This is a genomic window from Tepidimonas sp. (assembly GCF_029335975.1).
GTDB lineage: Bacteria > Pseudomonadota > Gammaproteobacteria > Burkholderiales > Burkholderiaceae_C > Tepidimonas.
The window spans coordinates 1-17,642 of the sequence record NZ_JARJMT020000112.1; the positions used below are offsets into that span (position 1 = coordinate 1).

Annotated in this window: 13 protein-coding genes and 1 pseudogene; 7 read left to right on the forward strand and 7 right to left on the reverse strand. The window is 65.5% G+C overall.

Translation table 11 applies throughout. From position 1 onward, the window contains the following. Nucleotides 1-527: pseudogene (locus P3W97_RS06170) on the forward strand (DNA primase); the annotation flags it as partial. A gap of 359 nt (nucleotides 528-886) precedes the next feature. Continuing rightward, nucleotides 887-3,211 carry an RNA polymerase sigma factor RpoD gene (gene rpoD / locus P3W97_RS06175; protein ID WP_300844825.1) on the forward strand — a complete coding sequence of 775 codons (2,325 nt, stop codon included), beginning with the start codon at nucleotides 887-889 and terminating at the stop codon, nucleotides 3,209-3,211. A 2-nt stretch (nucleotides 3,212-3,213) separates the two neighbouring features. On the opposite strand, the gene P3W97_RS06180 is transcribed toward rpoD, so the two are convergent. Beyond that, the gene (locus P3W97_RS06180; protein WP_300844827.1) at nucleotides 3,214-4,797 is read right to left on the reverse strand and encodes a methyl-accepting chemotaxis protein; all 1,584 of its coding nucleotides are present in this window, start codon (nucleotides 4,795-4,797) and stop codon (nucleotides 3,214-3,216) included. Continuing rightward, complete coding sequence (locus P3W97_RS06185; RefSeq protein WP_300844828.1) at nucleotides 4,794-6,464, reverse strand: methyl-accepting chemotaxis protein; 1,671 nt, start codon at nucleotides 6,462-6,464, stop codon at nucleotides 4,794-4,796. The genes P3W97_RS06180 and P3W97_RS06185 overlap by 4 nt, the downstream gene beginning before the upstream one ends. Before the next feature lie 481 nt (nucleotides 6,465-6,945). Here P3W97_RS06185 and P3W97_RS06190 point away from each other — a divergent pair, with 481 nt between their 5' ends. From P3W97_RS06190 to P3W97_RS06210, 5 genes are all read left to right on the forward strand, one after another. Next, a complete protein-coding gene (locus P3W97_RS06190) occupies nucleotides 6,946-9,096 on the forward strand; it encodes an EAL domain-containing protein (RefSeq protein ID WP_300844830.1) in 2,151 nt (716 codons plus the stop codon). Next, a complete protein-coding gene (locus P3W97_RS06195) occupies nucleotides 9,093-9,692 on the forward strand; it encodes a hypothetical protein (RefSeq protein ID WP_300844833.1) in 600 nt (199 codons plus the stop codon). Before P3W97_RS06190 ends, P3W97_RS06195 begins: the two co-directional genes overlap by 4 nt. Further along, nucleotides 9,689-12,007: a PAS domain-containing sensor histidine kinase gene (locus tag P3W97_RS06200; RefSeq protein WP_300844835.1), complete on the forward strand. Its 2,319-nt coding sequence runs from the start codon at nucleotides 9,689-9,691 to the stop codon at nucleotides 12,005-12,007. The genes P3W97_RS06195 and P3W97_RS06200 overlap by 4 nt, the downstream gene beginning before the upstream one ends. Before the next feature lie 113 nt (nucleotides 12,008-12,120). Continuing rightward, the gene (locus P3W97_RS06205; RefSeq protein ID WP_300844838.1) at nucleotides 12,121-12,414 is read left to right on the forward strand and encodes a hypothetical protein; all 294 of its coding nucleotides are present in this window, start codon (nucleotides 12,121-12,123) and stop codon (nucleotides 12,412-12,414) included. Beyond that, nucleotides 12,366-12,824: a hypothetical protein gene (locus P3W97_RS06210; protein ID WP_300844840.1), complete on the forward strand. Its 459-nt coding sequence runs from the start codon at nucleotides 12,366-12,368 to the stop codon at nucleotides 12,822-12,824. The genes P3W97_RS06205 and P3W97_RS06210 overlap by 49 nt, the downstream gene beginning before the upstream one ends. 30 nt (nucleotides 12,825-12,854) lie before the next feature. Here the strand turns inward: P3W97_RS06210 and P3W97_RS06215 are convergent, their stop codons facing one another. The 5 genes from P3W97_RS06215 to P3W97_RS06235 form a co-directional block, all read right to left on the reverse strand. After that, nucleotides 12,855-14,177 carry a TRAP transporter large permease gene (locus P3W97_RS06215; RefSeq protein ID WP_300844842.1) on the reverse strand — a complete coding sequence of 441 codons (1,323 nt, stop codon included), beginning with the start codon at nucleotides 14,175-14,177 and terminating at the stop codon, nucleotides 12,855-12,857. 1 nt (nucleotide 14,178) lies between these two features. After that, nucleotides 14,179-14,700, reverse strand: coding sequence for a TRAP transporter small permease (locus tag P3W97_RS06220; RefSeq protein ID WP_300844844.1), 522 nt, complete (start codon nucleotides 14,698-14,700; stop codon nucleotides 14,179-14,181). A 116-nt stretch (nucleotides 14,701-14,816) separates the two neighbouring features. Continuing rightward, nucleotides 14,817-16,154 carry a fumarylacetoacetase gene (fahA, locus tag P3W97_RS06225; RefSeq protein WP_300844845.1) on the reverse strand — a complete coding sequence of 446 codons (1,338 nt, stop codon included), beginning with the start codon at nucleotides 16,152-16,154 and terminating at the stop codon, nucleotides 14,817-14,819. A gap of 58 nt (nucleotides 16,155-16,212) precedes the next feature. Then, a complete protein-coding gene (locus P3W97_RS06230) occupies nucleotides 16,213-16,419 on the reverse strand; it encodes a DUF2783 domain-containing protein (RefSeq protein ID WP_300844847.1) in 207 nt (68 codons plus the stop codon). A 40-nt stretch (nucleotides 16,420-16,459) separates the two neighbouring features. Then, the coding region (locus P3W97_RS06235; protein WP_300844849.1) for an FAD-dependent monooxygenase at nucleotides 16,460-17,642 on the reverse strand (1,183 nt) is incomplete at its 5' end.

A 17,642-nucleotide genomic window follows, 5' to 3' on the forward strand; every position in this document is an offset into this window, starting at 1 on the left:
GTGCGCGTTGGCCCGCACGGCCCGACCCCGCAACACTGCAGGCGCGCCGCGCCGCACGCGGGCTGCTTGGCCGCAGCGACCGCGTGGCACGCATCGTACTGACCACGCCCGAGGCCTGGGACTGGCTGACCGCCGACGACCACGCCCTGCTGGCACAGCAGCCGCCACCCCACGGGGCGCTGTTCGCCTGGCTGGAGGCGCAGTGGCTCGAACAAGGGCCACAGCCCTGGGCTGCGCTGCGCGAAGGGCTGCGCGGCCAGCCGTTCGAGGCGCTGGCCGTGGCACTGCACGACAGCGGCATCGGGCTGCAGCGGCTGGACAACGGCACAACCAGCGACAGTCCGCGCGATGCCGCCGAACTGCAGCGCGAGCTGCGCGAGCTGTTGCGCCGCATACGCATCGAATCACTCAAGCAGCTCGAGACCGAGTTGCTCGCCCGCGCCGGCTCCGATCCCGATGCACTGGTGCGCTACCGTGAGGTGTTGGCGGAGCGCACTTTTTTGCAACAAGGTTTCGATTTGGTATAATCCCAAGATTCGCAAGTGCGACAGCAGCACCTCCGGACAGGGCCATATGGTTGAGCGGATGAGGCAGGCGCCACGGGCCAGCCGCCGTTGACACGCACGGGACGACACCCCGTTGGCCAGGGCGCATGAGACGCCCGCCCCGCAAGGACTGCACACCAAATGTTCGCCCACCCCGCTTGCGAAACCGGCCGGTCATCCCCATTTGGGCGTGGCTGGGTGTGGACGTCTTGGTCTGCGTGCCCGGGCGCGGGCGTGTCGCCACCCGGATCCCCTCGCGCAGGCGGTGCCGTCCCCGCCGGTCGTATTCCACTCGTCCGTATCTGTCAGGCCCGGCCAGAACTGGGCAGAAAGCGTTTGCCGTGAGCACCCGTTCCAAGAAAACCGCTGCCAGCACCGCCGAAACCCCCGAAACCACGTCGGCACCCGCCAAGCCTGCGCGCAAGCGCACAAGCCAAGCGAAAGCGGCGGCCGCCTCTGCGGCTGGCGCAGCCGTGACGCCTCAGGCCAGCGCCGACGCTGCTGTCGAATCCCCTCCCGCATCCGCTGCCGGCCAAGCCGCGGGCGCGCCCGCCGCCAAAGACGCCAAAGCTGCCCGAGCCACCAAGGCTGCCCAATCCGGTGCGGCATCGAAAGCAAGTAACGCGCGCGGCCACAAATCGACCAAGAAGGCCGAAGCGGATGTGTTCGATGACGCCGAGCTGGCCGAGCTCGATGAAGACCTGGTCGATGAGGAAGTCGAGGCCGTTGCCGACGAGCCGGCCGAGAAGGCCAAGCCGCTGCGCATGAAGCTATCCAAGGCCAAAGAACGCGCCCTGATGAAGGAGTTTGGCCTGGACGACACGGTACTGACCGAGGAAGAAGCCAAGCTGCGCCGCGAAAAGCTCAAGCAGCTCATCAAACTGGGCAAGACCCGCGGCTACCTGACCCATGGCGAAATCAACGACCACCTGCCCGACAAGCTGGTGGAGCAAGAGACGCTGGAAGTGGTCGTCTCGCTGCTCAATGACATGGGGGTGGCGGTGTACGAGCAGACGCCCGACGCCGAAACCCTGCTGCTGACCGGTGCCCCCACCGCCGTGACCACCGAGGAGGAGGCCGAGGAGGAAGCCGAGGCCGCCCTGTCCACCGTGGACAGCGAATTCGGCCGCACCACCGACCCGGTGCGCATGTACATGCGCGAAATGGGGACCGTGGAGCTGCTCACGCGCGAGGGCGAGATCGAGATCGCCAAGCGCATCGAAAGCGGTCTGCACGAGATGATGGCCGCGATTTCCGAGTCGCCCGCGATCATCCACGACATCCTTTCAATGGCGGAGGAAATCCGCGAGGGCAAGACGATCATCTCGGCCGTCGTGGACGGGTTTGCCGATGCCGACGAGGCCGACGACTATGTGGCGGAGGAAGACTTCGACGACTACGAGGACGACGACGATGGCAAGGGGGGATCCAAGGCGCTGACGCGCAAGATGGAAGAGCTCAAGCGCGAGGCCCTGGAGCGCTTCGACGTCATCCGCACGCTGTTCGAAGAGCTGCGCCAAGTCTACGAACAAGACGGCTGGGGCTCGCCACGCTACCAGGCCGTGCAGGCGCGCATCACCGACACCTTGATGACGATCCGCTTCACGGCCAAGGCCATCGAGACGCTGTGCGACAAGGTGCGCCAGCAGGTCGATACGGTGCGCAAAGTGGAACGCGAACTGCGCCGCATCATCGTCGACAAGTGCGGCATGCCGCAGGAAAAGTTCATCGCCGAGTTTCCGCCCAACCTGCTCAACCTGCAGTGGGTGGAGCGGCAGGCCTCCGCCGGCAAACCCTGGAGCGCCGTGCTCGGGCGCAACATCCCTGCCATTCAGGAGCTACAACAGCGCCTGATCGACCTGCAGACCCAGGTGGTGGTCCCGCTGGATCAGCTCAAGGCGATCCACAAACGCATGAACGAAGGCGAGGCCACCTCCCGCGACGCCAAGCGCGAGATGATCGAGGCCAACCTGCGCCTGGTCATCTCCATCGCCAAGAAGTACACCAACCGTGGCTTGCAGTTCCTCGACCTGATCCAAGAAGGCAACATCGGCCTGATGAAGGCGGTGGACAAGTTCGAATACCGCCGCGGCTACAAGTTTTCGACCTACGCCACGTGGTGGATCCGGCAGGCCATCACGCGCTCGATCGCCGACCAGGCGCGCACCATCCGTATCCCGGTGCACATGATCGAGACCATCAACAAGATGAACCGCATCAGCCGCCAGCATCTGCAGGAGTTCGGCGTCGAGCCCGACGCCTCCATCCTGGCCGAGAAGATGGACATGCCGGAGGACAAGATTCGCAAAATCATGAAGATCGCCAAGGAGCCGATCTCGATGGAGACCCCCATCGGGGACGACGATGACAGCCACTTGGGCGACTTCATCGAGGACACGGCGAATGTCGCACCGGTGGAGGCCGCGATGCAGGCCGGCCTGCGCGACGTGGTCAAAGAGATTTTGGACACCCTCACGCCGCGCGAGGCCAAGGTCCTGCGCATGCGCTACGGCATCGAGATGTCCACCGACCACACGCTGGAGGAGGTGGGCAAGCAGTTCGACGTGACGCGCGAGCGCATCCGCCAGATCGAGGCCAAGGCGATCCGCAAGCTCAAGCACCCGAGCCGATCCGAGAAGCTGCGCAGCTTCCTGGACAATCTGTGAAGTCAGGACACGCGAAAGCGCGACACGGCGGCCACCAGCTCGTCAGCCTGCTGGCGCAGGCTGGCGGCCGCTGCGGCGGTTTCCTCGACCAGGGCGGCGTTTTGCTGCGTCCCCTGGTCGATCTGCCCCACTGCCGCGCCCACTTGGTCGATGCTGGCCGCCTGATCGCGGCTGGCGGCATTCATCTCCGCCACCAGCCCGCCCAGGCGCTGGACGCCCTCGATCATGTCCCGGATAGCCACGCCGGCGTCGTGCACGAGCGCCGTGCCCTGTGAAACCCGCTCCACGCTGGCGGTGATCAATTCCCTGATCTGCCGCGCCGCCTCCGCGCTGCGTTGCGCCAGCAAACGCACCTCGGCCGCCACCACGGCGAAGCCACGCCCGGCCTCGCCCGCCCGCGTCGCCTCGACCGCGGCGTTGAGGGCCAGGATATTGGTCTGAAAGGCAATGCCGTCGATCAAACCGGTGATCTCTGCAATGCGGCGGCTCGACGTTTCGATATCGGCCATGGTGGCGACGACCCGCTCGACCGTCTCGCCCCCGCGCCTCGCTCTGGCCATGGCCTCCTGGGCGACCGCGTCGGCCGCACCTGACGCCTGGGCATTGCGCTGGACGTTCCCCGACACTTCCTGCATGGTGGCGGCGGTTTGCTCCAGCGCGCTGGCCTGGGATTCGGTCCGGACGGACAAGTCCTGATTGCCCTGCGCGATCTCCGCAGCCCCGTGTGCGACGGCCATCGCACTGTCGCGCACCTGACCCACGACAGTCCGCAGGTTGTCGCGCATGTCGGACAACGCGCCCAGCAGCACACCGAGTTCATCCCGCCGCTGCGTCGAGGCATCCACCGTCAGGTCACCCGCCGCAATGGCGCGCGCAACCGCGACCGCCTGGTCCACCGGTTGGGTCACCGTCATGGGCACCCAGATGATGAGGCCCACCCCCACCAGCACGACCACGGCCGTGATCGCCAACATGAGGCGCTCCGTGCGCACCACCCCCGCTGCGGCCACGGTGGCCGCCTGCGCGGTACCGCGCAGGTTGAACGGAGGAATCGCCTCCATGGCAGCGGGGGCGGTGGCGAATGCTGCCGGGGTTTCGCTGTCGAATACATGGCGGGCCCGGCTGCTCCGTTCCTCGGCCGTGCCCGCAGTCTCCAGCGCAGACCAGCCCGCTTGCGCCGCCGCCTGGTACGGAGCGTACGCCTGCCGATAGGCAGCATATAGCGCCTTTTCCTCGTCGGCTTGCGGATCGCCGGGAAGGTAGGTTTCCAGTGTCTGGGCATACACCTCGGTGGCCTGTGCCAGTTGGCGTTCGAGCGACTCGATCGCGGCACGAAAATCCGCCCATGACCGGGTGTCACGCTGCGCCATGCGATCGGCCACCAAGCGGTAGTGATCCGAGAGCGTGCCCTTCATGATCCCCAGGTTTTCCAGTGCCGGGATCCACGAATTGGCCACTTCGCTGGTTTCGTACTTGATCTGTTGGTTCTGCCAAAGCGTAATGCCCGCACTGAGGACCGCCAAGAGCAGAATCAGCCCAAGGCCGACGGCAATACGAGTGCGAACACGCCAATCTTGAATATTCATGGGTTGGCCTTGGCTGGTGGCAGTAACGAAGCATGGCGGCGCGCCGCACCTGAGCGATGCAGATCTTCGACGCGCAGCCGCTGGATATGCGCGTGCCCCTGATCGGCAGCGTCTAGGCGGAAGCGCCGCACCACCTCGGACAGTTGGCGAGCCTGCTCGCTCATGGCCGCGGCGGCGGCAGCGCTTTGCTCCACCAGCGCCGCGTTTTGTTGCGTCATCTGGTCGAGCTGACCCAAAGCCGCGTTGATCTGGACGACCTCTTCGGCCTGCTCGGTCGCGGCCGATGACATCGACTGGATGATGTCACGCACCCGCACCACCTGCTCCACGATGGCTTGCATTACATCGCCGGCGCGGTGGACGGCCTCCACCCCAGCGCCAACGCGTTCGACGCTGTTTTGGATCAGGTCTTTGATCTCTCGGGCAGCCTGTGCGCTGCGCTGGGCCAAAGCCCTCACCTCGCTCGCCACCACCGCAAAGCCACGGCCCGCCTCGCCGGCACGGGCCGCCTCCACCGCCGCGTTGAGCGCCAGAATATTGGTCTGGAACGCGATGCTGTCGATGACGGCGATGATGTCACCGATCTTCTGCGAGGCCTGTTGAATCTCGGTCATGGTATGCACGACACCGCTGACCACATCGCGGCCCAGCTCGGCGCTGCGCCCGGCCGCCGTGGCCAGCTCGTTGGCCGATTGCGCAGCCTGGGCCGAGTGGCGGATGCCTTCGGCCATTTCCTCCATGCTGGCTGCGGTCTGCTCTAGGTTGCTGGCGGCTTGTTCGGTGCGTCGGCTCAGATCCTGGTTGCCCGCAGCGATTTCGTGGGCTGCCACCGTGATGTTGTCGGTTCCCTGGCGCACATCCGCTACCACCTGTACGAGCTGCTCGCGCATGGCGTTGAGGGCGGTAATCATTTGTCCGAATTCATCACCACGCGAACTGGCCAGCTGGGCCGTCAAATCCCCGTCGGCAATGCGCTGCGCGAACGCGACTGCCTGATGCAGCGGCTGCCGGATGCTGCGAATCAACACGGCCGCACCCAAAACGATGCCCAACACCAGCACGGCCACTAGCGAGGAGGCCGTCATGACATTGTGCACGCGCCGCTGCGCGAAGACGGCTTGGGACTGCTGCAACAACTCGGCCTGGAGTTCGGCGAACGCGTGCAGGCTGGCCACATACGGCTGCACCCCGGGGTTGAACCGTTGCTCGATCTCTTGCAAAGCCGCATCCAGCTGACCCTGCGCCTTGAGTTGCTCAGCCTTGGCCAGGGAATCGAGCACGGCCTGGCGTTGTTGCGCGATCCGCGTCATCAGCGCTCGCTCGGGCTCGGTCAACGACATGGCCTCCAAACGCTTTTGTAGCTCCGAGATTTGTCGCACCCCTTCGGCGATCGGCTCTTTGTAGAGCGCCTCCAGAGCGGAGCTGCCCGAGACGAACACGGCTTGGACCCGCGTGACGTTGGTTTCGGTCAGCGCGGCCCAGCGGGCGGCGAGCTGCACTTTTTCTCTCATCGAGGACAACGCGGCCTCCGAATCCCGGGTCAGTCGACTCGACGTGAGCGCCGCCATCGCAACGGCGACTGCCAATCCCGCTACGACCGCCGCTACGCCCAGCCACAGTTTGGTGCCAACAGACCAAACCGGTGTCTTTTGAAATCGCAGACCCATAAACGTCCTCTGAGAAATCTCTTTTATCGATAGATAACGATGACCAACAGCCTGTGACTGAGCGACCAGGTCCGCCGACGCGGGCCCAATGATAGTCGGTCATCACCCCCTGGGCCGGCCGCCCTCGGATCGCAAGCGAAATGACCCGAGCGTCTCGGCGACCAGAATGACGACACGAGCGCGACATCGGAGTGTGGTAGAAATAGCACAGCGTCGAGTCTGTGCTTTGACAGTGCCGGTCGCGGCCAAGCATCACGACCCGACCCGATCTAACAATACTAGGCGTCGTGGGATCAAAATGCGCGACTCGCCGCTGGAGCGGCGTGGTCTGCTCCGCTCGTCGCCTGGGATCAGGCCAACGGTAATGACTGCGCCCGCCACGAGTCCCATTTCCGAAGCGAACGACGATCCGCTGCTGTGGGAGCCATCAGTCGCTGAAGCGAGCGTCCCTGAGGCGTCAGGAGATTCGTCAGCCTGGCGCGTGCTGGTTGTGGATGACGACCAGGATGTGCACGCCGCCACCGATTTTGCGCTGGCCGACACCCGGTTGTTGGGACGTCCAATCGAACTGCTGCATGCCCATTCGGCCCAGCAAGCGCGCACGCTGTTGGCCCACGACCGCGATCTGGCCGTGATCCTGCTAGACGTCGTCATGGAAACGCCCGACGCCGGGCTCGGGTTAGTGCAACACATCCGGCACGACCTCGGCATGACTACGACGCGCATCGTGTTGCACACCGGCCAACCTGGTCATGAGCCCGAGCACGAGACGCTGCAGCGTTACGACATCAACGACTACCAGTCCAAGGGCGAGGTCACGCGCCATCGCCTTCTGACCACCTTGACGACGGCGCTTCGCTCGTACGAACAAATCCGTACCATCGAGGCCAGCCGCCGCGGTCTGCAGCACATCGTCGAAGGTTCCGCCGCGTTGTTGGAAGCGGGCGAGCTGCGACGCCTCGCCGACGGCGCGCTGGCCCAGCTTGCCCGGCTGCTCAACACTGCGCCGGACGGGTTGGTCTGCGCACAAAGCACGGACGCGACAACCGAGCCGACGGTATTGGCAAGGGCGGGTCGCTACGCCAGTCAGACCGGGCAGCCGGTGGAGCCGTGCCACGACCATCCCGCCATGGACCGACTGCGCGCAGCGTTGAGCCAGCGCCGCTCGATTTTCGGCCCTGACGATATGGTGCTTTTCATCCCTGGTGACGGGGCGGGGTTGGATCTGGCGGCTTACTTGCACACGGGGCGCCCGCTGGAAACCGTGACAAAGCAGCTGATCGACGTGTTTTGCGTCAACCTTCGCGCGTGTCTGCGCAACCTGGAGTTGATCGAACGGCTGCGTCATTTAGCCTACGAAGATGGGCTGCTGCGCATACCCAATCGCACTCAGCTGATCGAGCGGATCGACGACGATACGCACGACGCCCGACAGCCCCGCCGGCTGGCGCTGATCGACATCGACGACTTCAGCGGCATCAACGAGCTGATGGGCCATGAGTTCGGCGATCGCGTGCTGCAGTCGGCCGCGCAGCGCCTTCGCACGCTGCTGCCCTCGGACGTGCTGTTGGCCCGGGTTGCGGGTAACGCGTTCGCGGTGTATGGCCCGCGGGGAGCATTGGATCCAGCCAATTTGAGCGCCGCGCTGACCGCACCGCTCGATGTCGACGGACAACCCTTTCGGGTACGGGTTTCGATCGGCTCATGCGACGATGAATTGTTCGAGGGCCGGGGTGTGAACGCCGTGCGCAACGCCCAGGTCGCGCTCAAGCACGCCAAACAACAGCATCGCGGACGTTGGGTGGCGTTCGACCGGGATATGGCGGTGCGCTCCCGCCACCGCGCAGAGTTGCTCACACGCCTGAACGCCGCGTTCAACGAGAACCAATTATTCGTGGTCTACCAGCCCCAAATCGAGCTGGCCAGCGGCCGCCTGATTGGCATGGAAGCGCTGGTGCGCTGGCGGCGCAACGATGGGCAGCTGATCCCCCCGGATACCTTCATCCCGGTGGCCGAGCGATCTGGTCTGATCGACGCGTTGGGCGACTGGGTGTTGCAGACCGCTTGCCACGATCTGCTGCGCCTGCTGCGCCTGGGCTTCGACCCGGGGCGTGTGGCCGTCAATGTGTCCGTGATCCAGTTCGGTGGTGCGGCATTTGCCGATCGGGTGCTCTCGACATTGGAACGGCTGGGTCTGCCCTCGCAGCGATTGGAATTGGAGATCACCGAATCGGTGGCGATGCTGGGCGAAGACGTCGTACAGAGTGTTTTGCAGCGGCTTCGTGCCGCAGGCCTATCGGTGGCGATCGACGATTTCGGCACGGGGTACTCGTCGCTGGCTTATCTGGAGCGGCTGCCGCTGGATTGCCTGAAGATCGACCGCGTTTTCGTGCGACGGTTGGAACAAGGCGGTGAGGCGCGGGTCGCCGAATTGATCGCCCAGCTCGGCCACAAGCTCGGCCTGCGCGTCCTGGCCGAGGGCATCGAAGACGAGACCGTGCGCCAGCGGCTGCTGGCGCTGGGCTGCCAAGAGGGCCAAGGCTTCGGCATCGCCCGCCCGATGGCCTTCGAGCCGTTGCGGGCCTGGCTCGAAGCACGTGCCTGCGGGGCGCTCCCGGGCACCAACCCATGAGTCGGCCGATTTTGTTCGAACGCCGCCGTTGGCTGGGAGCTGCCGCGGGCAGCCTCATGGGCTTGGGTGCTGGCCCCGCCTTGCTGGGCTGCGGCGCCTCGCGCCCGCCGCGCTTGGCACTGGTCGCTGGACTGACTGGATCCGCCAGCGACATCGGTGTGGCCGTGCGCAACGGGGCCTTGCTGGCGCAGGCCAGCGCCCACCACCCGAAGCGCCCCGCGCTGATCGCCGCTGAGTGGGCTGCCACCGATCAACTGATCCTTGGGGGCGGTCGGGCCATAGAAGGTGCAATGGTCACCCAGTTTTTCGACCACGACAGCAAGGCCCCGGCCTACCAGGTCTCTGCACAATCATTCCAAGCGCGTTTTGGCCGTACGCCCGGATTTGCCGAGACAGCGGCCTATGACGCCGCCCGCGTCGTTTTGCAAGCGCCGATGGAGCAGCACCGGCAAGAGCTGCTCAAAGACACGCGGCTTCGTTTGCGGCGCTTCGAGGGAGTACAGAACACCATCGTATTCGATGACACCGGTGACTGTGATCGTCTGCTGTACGTCACCCAAGTGCGTCGGCAACGCTTCATTACCCTGCGTATATGAACGGCCGCCGTACCGTCTCGCTGCGACTGGTGCTGATCGTGCAGTTCGCGCTGGTGATCGCGGTCGCCATCGCTGCACTTGCGGTACTGATGGTGAACTGGCGGCTGCCCCAAGTGCGCGAGCAGCAAGCGCAGGAGCAACGCCGCGCCGCCGGACTGGCGCTGCTGCGGGTGCAGACCGATCTCGAGCTGGCCGAGCGCACCCTTCGCTTCGTGGCCCACCTGGCTGTCGGGGCGCGATCGGCCGCCACCCCCGCTAGCCCGCTAGAGCTGCAAGCCGTCGCCAACGAGGCGGCGTTCTTGGGCTTGTACGACATTGCGCTGGACGGTCGCATCCGTCGGGGCGTCACCACCGTGGACCGGACGCGGCCCGATTTGCGCAGCTATGACCTCGGTAATCTGCCGGTTCTGGGAGCGGTCACCCAGCACGGCGATCTGGCCTGGAGCGATCAATACCTGTCACCGGTGGTCGCCGAGCCGGTGGTGGCTGTAGCCGTGCGCGCCGAGGACGGTTTCTGGCTAGCCGAACTCTCGGTGGACCGCCTGGGTGACTCGGCGCTGGGCCTGCAGGCGTTGGAAGGTGTACACCTGGTGATCGTCGACCGCACTGGCGAGGTCATCCGCTCGCCCGACCCGAGCGACCGGCTGTATCGCCGCAACCTGGGACACCTACCTGTTTTGTTCGACGCCCGCCTCAATGGCAGCGCACAGGGACGGCTGGATGTGGCGGGCTTGCGTCTCGAAGGATATGCGCTGCAGTTGCCGCGGCTCGGATGGGTGGTATTCGTCGGCTATCCACTGGAGATGGCCGAGAGCGCGATACGCAGCACGCTCTGGGTGTCAACCGTGGTGGCGGGTCTGGCCGCGCTGACCGCTTTGGGGAGCGTATCGATCAGTTCGGCGTGGGTGCAACGCCGCCTGCGCGCCAGCATCCGTTTCGCCGAGGCCGTAGCGCGCGGTGACTACTCCCAGCCGCTGCCGAACAGCCGTATTGAGGAGCTGGCGCGGCTCGAGCAGGGGCTGGCAGACATGGGGCGTCAGATCCGGCAACGGGAGCAGCAGCTGCGCTCCATCGTGGAGCTCGGCCCCACGGTGGCGATTCAGGTGTACGACCGCCAGACCCGCATCCTCGAATGGAACCCAGCGAGTGAAAAAATCCTGGGCTTTACCCGCGACCAAGCGTTGGGGCGCCGGCCGGCGGATCTGTACTATTCCCCACAGCAGCAGGCGCAATTCGAAGCCCTGCTCGAACGCCTGGCGCGATCGGGGGGGGCTTTCGGTCCCTTCGAAGGGGAGATTCGGACCAGTCGCGGCGAGCGGCGCTGGATCTACTCAACGACATTCCCGATCCCTGGCCCGACAGTGGATGAACCGCTGTTCGTGTGCATGAATATCGACATCACCGAACTCAAGCGGCTGGAAGAGGAGCTGCGCGTCCTCAACGCCAGTCTGGAGGAAAAGATCCATCACCGTACTCGCAGCCTGACAGAGGCCAATGAGCGGCTGCAGCGTGCGCTGAATGAGCTGCGCCTGGCGCAAGCCCAACTCGTACAGGCTGACAAGCTGGCCGCGCTGGGCAGTCTGGTGGCCGGGGTCGCCCACGAGCTCAACACACCCATTGGCAACGCCCTGATGGCTGTCTCTACGCTGCGCCAAAGTGTCACGGACTTTGCACAGCGACTGGATTCTGGCGTGCGGCGCTCGGACGTGGCGCGATTGTTGGAACAAATTGATACCGCCGAGGACATCGCCGAACGCAACTTGCATCGCGCCTCGGAATTGCTGCGCAGTTTCAAGCAGGTGGCCGTCGATCAGACTAGTACCCAACGGCGCACCTTCGATCTGCGGGAGCTGGTTGCGGAACTCGCTCTGACCCTGCAGCCCACCCTGAAGCGCACCCCGTACCGACTCGACATCGACATTCCCTCCGGCATCACGCTCGACAGCTATCCCGGCCCTTTGGGACAAGTCCTGACCAACTTGATCCAGAACGCGATCTTGCATGGCTTCGAAGGCCGCGACCAGGGCACCATTGGAGTGAAGGCCACAGCCGACGACACGTGGGTGACTCTGATGGTCGCCGATGATGGCCGCGGTATGGCAGTCGAGGTACAGGCGCGTGCCTTTGACCCGTTTTTCACTACCCGCTTGGGCCATGGCGGGAGTGGACTAGGGCTGCACATCGTGCATAACTTGGTCACCGGCCTGCTCGGCGGTCGTATCGATTTGACGAGCGCTGCGGGACACGGCACGACCTTCCTGATTCGCTGTCCTCGCGTCGCACCCCAAAACCCTGCGAGCGATACCCAGACCTGATCGGGTCCACCCCGAAATCAAAAACGGATGACCATGGCATACTTTCAAAAAGACGTCGTTGATGGCGACCGTAATCGCCAGGCTTCTCTTCGTTCGATCCCAGGAGAATTTTGGTGACTGCCGCCAACCCGCACGACCCGTTGTTGCCCATTTACCGCCAGGGTGACCTGGCCATGCTCGTCGCATTGGCGCTGTATGCCATCGCCTCAGTGCCAACCCTGCTGCTGATGCAGCGCCCTGGCCTGAGCCTAGAGGCGGAGTTGGCGTGGCTGGTCGGCCTGTCGTTGCCGGGGGCAATTGGCTTTGCGGCGCTGCGTGGCACGCTGACCAGTCGGCTGAGCTGTTCGCGGTGCACCACATGGCGTTCGACCGCCTGCAGGCGGCCGGCTGGGGCCTGTACCGCCTGAGCGAGCCGAACATCCCGGACATCCTCCTGCACGCCGTGTACGTCGTCGTGCCGACCGGTTTCGAAGTGATCTTGATCTTTTGGCTGGCGCGCCAGGTGCGCGACAACGCCGAAGTGGCCGCGCTGGCCGAAAGCCTGTCCCGCGGCGGGCGCGAGGGCATCGGCCAGGTAAATACCGCGATGGGCCAGCTCGACCAGAGTACCCAGCAAAATGCAGCGCTGGTCGAACAGTCGGCTGCTTCAGCCGAGGCGCTGCGCGGGCAGGCGCAACGGCTGAAGCAGGCGGTGTCGGTGTTTGAGCTTGGTGCGACAGCGGAGGCCGCCACCGAGACGAGCCGCGGCCCGGCGCCGGCGCTGGCCGCCCCCATCAGGGGACAACGGCGGCTGGCAGCGCCAAGCGGGCGGACCTAGCCCACCGCCGATCCCACTGCCGCGCCTGGCTCAGGACGCGAGCCGCAGCACGAACAGGGTGATGCTGGGGAAGGCCACCAGGATGGCTGTGCGCACCAGATCGCTGATCACGAACGGCGTGACCCCGCGGTAGGTCTGCACGATCGGCAACCCGCGGGCCAGGTTGTTGATGACGAACAGGTTCATCCCCACCGGCGGGGTGATCAGGCCGACTTCCACCACGATCAGCACCAGGATGCCAAACCAGATGGCGGTCTCCTCCGGCGTCAGGCCGAAGTCCAAGCCCATGACCATCGGAAAGAAGATCGGGATGGTGAGCAAAATCATGGACAGCGAATCCATGACGCAGCCTAGCAGCAGATAAACCACGAGGATCAGGGTGAGCACCAGCCAAGGGCTCAGGCCTTGGCCTATCACCCATTGGGCCAACTCCTGTGGCAGTTGGGACAATGCCAAAAAGGTGTTGTACAGCCCCGCACCCAGCACGATCATGAAAATCATGCCTGTGGCCACGGCGGTAGCGTAGATGGCCTCGCGCAGCGTCTTGGCATTGAGCCCGCCGGCCAGCCACGCCGCCAAGCCGGTGCCAAAGGCGCCGACGGCGGCCCCCTCCGTCGGGGTAAAAAGGCCGCTGTAAATCCCGCCCACGACGGATAGGAAGATGACGATCACTGGCCAGGTGCTGCTCAGGGCCTTCCAGCGCTCGGCCATGGGCACGGGTGCCACGCGCCCAGCGCTGTCGGGCTTGAGGCGCACATAAATCGAAATCACGATGAGGTAGCCCATGGCGGCCAGAATGCCCGGCACGAACGCCGCGAGGAACAGCTTGGCGATGTTTTGCTCGGTGAGGATGGCGTAGATGACCAGCACCACCGAAGGGGGAATGAGGATGCCGAGCGTGCCGCCCGCAGCCAGACACGCCGTGGCCAGACCGCCGGAGTAGCCCGCGCGGCGCAGCTCGGGCAGCGCCACCTGCCCCATGGTGGCCGCCGTGGCCAGCGAGGAGCCGCAAATGGCCCCAAAACCCGCACAGGCCCCGACGGCAGCCATGGCTATGCCGCCCTTGTAGTGGCCGACCCAGGCCTGCGCCGCCTTGAACAGCGACCGCGATAGCCCCCCCAGCGCGGCAAACTGCCCCATCAGCAGAAACAGCGGAATGACCGACAGGTTGTAATTGGAAAAAGTGGTGAACGTTACCTGCTTGAGCTGATTGAGCAGCGGCATGGGCGTGCCGTACACCAGGTATGCCCCGACCAGACCGCACACGGCCATGGCCAGCCCGATGGGTATGCGAATGAAGATCAGCGCCAGCAGGACCGGAAACGACCACGCGGCGAGTTCGATTCCGGCCATCTCAGTGCACCCCAGCGGATTCGACCGGCCAACCCTCGGGATGGCGCGCCAGTCCAAGATGGATCGCTGTCTGGGTGAGGTACACCAAACAGCCGATGACCGCACCGACAAAAGCCGCAGCATAGGCCCACCACAGCGGCATTTGCAGGATGAAGGTGGTCTCCAGATACTCACGCTTTTCGAGCATCCCGTCCCAGAGCTTCCAGGTCAGCACCAGCCACAAAGCCAGCATCAACCCATCGCCGACCAGCAAGATGGTTTTCCGCAGCGGGGCGGGCAGGCGGTTGTAGAGCAGGTCTACGGTGGCGTGCCCGCCGCGCAGGTAGGTCCATGGCAGGAACCAAAACACCGCCACCCCGGTGCCGATCTCCACCAGCTCGAAATCACCCGGCACCGGTGCTAGCCCCACGCCAGACAGTGCCCGGCCTACTATGCTGACCACAATCATGAGTGTGATGGCGCACAGCAGCAAGCCGCCGAGCATGGCCGAGCCGCGCGCAAGCCGAAAAATCGAACCCGTCATCTTCATGTTTTCGTCTGCGAAGGTGCCCCGCACAGAGGCCGCCAACCGAAAGAGAGGTGCGCAAGGCAAGGGGTCTTGCATGCGCCAAAGGCGCGACAGTTTACTGGGCGCAAACGTTACTCGGCACCATCGACCGGCCGACTGCGGGCGGGCAGCACCGTGCCGCGACACTCGCCAAAGCCGATGCGCGCCGCTCCCGGCGCCTCGCACCAGCCGCGCAGCACGACCGTGTCGCCGTCCTCCAAAAAGCTGCGCTGCTCGCCACTGGGCAGGCTCAGCGGCTGTTTGCCACCGAGCGTGAGCTCGATGAAGGCCGCGGCCTGGTCGAGCGTCGGGCCAGAGAGGGTGCCAGTGCCCAGCAAATCCCCAGGCTGCAGATTGCAGCCATTGACGGTGTGGTGAGCCACCATCTGCGCCACCGTCCAATAGGCATGGCGGTAGCTGGTTTGCGCCACCCTATGGTCGGCCATGCCCAGCTCGCGCATGCGGGGCGTCTGCCAGCCGATCGACAGACGGATGTCGAACGCCCCCTGCGCGCGGTTGGCCGGATCGTCCAGATACGGCAGCGGCTGGGGGTCGGTGGCTGGCCGCTCGAGGGGGACGCGGTACGGCGCCAGCGCCTCCAGCGTCACGACCCAGGGCGAAATCGTGGTGGCGAAGTTCTTGGCCAGGAAAGGCCCGAGCGGCTGGTACTCCCAGGCCTGAATGTCACGCGCAGACCAGTCGTTGAGCAGCACGATGCCAAACACCTGTGCCTCGGCCTGCGACACCGGGATGGGCTCGCCCAGGGCGTTGCCGGGACCGACGAAGACGCCCAGCTCCAGCTCGATGTCCAGCCGTCGGCTGGGCGCGAAGCTGGGCGCCTCGGCGTCCGGTGCCTTGACCTGTCCGCACGGACGGTGAAAGGCCTGCGGCGACACCCCGATGCTGGAGCTGCGGCCGTGGTAGCCGATGGGCAGCCATTTGTAGTTGGGCAGCAGCGGATTGTCGGGCCGGAACTGGCGACCGATGTTGGTGGCGTGGTGAATCGAGGTGTAGAAGTCGGTGTAGTCACCGATGCGCGCCGGCAGCCCGTACTCAGCCTCGGCCTGCGGCACGAGACAGGGCTCGATCACGGCGCGCTGGGGGCTGCCCTCGCGCAACGCCCGCGACAGGGCCTGCCGCAGCGCGCTCCAGTGGGCTGACCCCAAGGCCATCAGCGCGTTGAGCTGCGGCTGCGCAGCCGCGGCCAGCGCCTCGGCGGCCAGCCCCTCGAAGCGGTGGGCCCGGTGCAGCGCCGCCAGATCGACGATGGCGTCGCCGATCGCCACCCCGCCGCGCCAGGATTCGCCGCGATCGCGGCGGCGAAAGCTGGCAAATGGCAGGTTCTGAATGGGGAAGTCGTGACCCGGGCGGTTGGCACTGTCCACCCAACTGCGCAGGGCGGGGTCGTGGGTTTCGTTGAGCAAGGACATGAGCGGCTAGGGGTGGTTGCGGGATGGCACGCCTGATAGGGCAAAGCTGTCCAGGCGCTCAGCCCGCACTGGCAAGGGTGTTGGTGCGCGCCAGCGCGATCGCCTCGGACAACACGGCACGGTCGCCGATGTGGTTGGCCAAAATGAGCACGAGCTTGGCGAGGAACATCTCCGCCTGCTCGTCACCCAAATCGCGCTGGGCATTGATGAGTTCTTCGTAGAAGGCGTCGGGCTCGGCGATGTGGGGTTGGCGGTTCAAGGGCATGGCGGGTCTCCGAAAGAAACGGGGCGTCGCGGAAAACGGCTCAGGCCAGGGCATGGCCCAGCGCCTGGGCCAACGCAGCCTCGATCGCCGCGCGGTCAAAGCGCCGCCAGCGCGCCGCGACATACTGGTCGGGGCGGATCAGATAGACCGTACCCGGGCGGCCATCGTAGCGCTGGGTCAGCACGCCAGCACGGTCGATCAGGTCGCGCCCGACCTGCAGGACCTGGGCTTCGACGCGGCCAACGCGCACCGGCTCGGCCGGGCCAAAGCTCAGCAGCACGAAACCTCGGCCCAATTGGTTGAGCAGCCAGCCGGGCTGGCCATTCACCTCGACCGGGGCATCGGCGCAGTTGGTGCCAGGGGTCATGCGGCCAGAGAATGGCTCAGCGGTCTGTGCATCGGGGGTGTTGAGCGGCGAGTGCACATAGGGCGTCGGCGTCGACAGGCGACCGCTGTTGACCAGCGGGCGCGCGAACGGCTCGGTACGCGCCAGCTCCAGCACCGCATTGCGCAGGCGCAGCGAGGTGCGGCTCTTGGGCGTGATGAAGTCCGTGGAGCGCGTGGAGTTCAGCAAGTTGTCGTCGGCGGCGTAGGCGCGTTCGTCGTGGTAGGTGTCCAGCAGGGCCTCGGGCGCGTCGCCGTCCAGCACCGCCTTGAGCTTCCAGCTCAGGTTGTCGCAGTCCTGCACGCCGCTGTTGGCCCCGCGCGCACCAAACGGCGAGACCTGGTGCGCGGCGTCGCCCGCGAAGATCACCCGCCCGTGGCGGAAGCGGTCGATGCGCCGGCACGCGAATTGGTATACCGACACCCACTCCAACTCGAACGGCACATCTGGCCCCAGCATGGCCTGGATGCGCGGAATGACGCGCTCGGGCTTTTTCTCTTCGTTGGGGTCGGCATCCCAGCCGAGCTGAAAGTCGATGCGCCAGACGTTGTCACATTGCTTGTGCAGCAGCACGCTCTGGCCGCGATGGAACGGCGGGTCGAACCAGAACCAGCGCTCGGTCGGAAAGTCCGCCTTCATCACCACATCGGCGATCAAGAAACGGTCCTGGAAAAACTGGCCGGTGAAGTCCGCCCCGATCATGCGGCGCGCATCGCTGCTGGCGCCGTCGCAGGCGATCAGCCACGACGCCTCGGTCTTGAAGATGCCGTCGGGCGTCTCGATGGTCAGCACCACGTGATCGGCCTGCGGCTCCAGCGCCAGCACCTTGTGCTTCCAA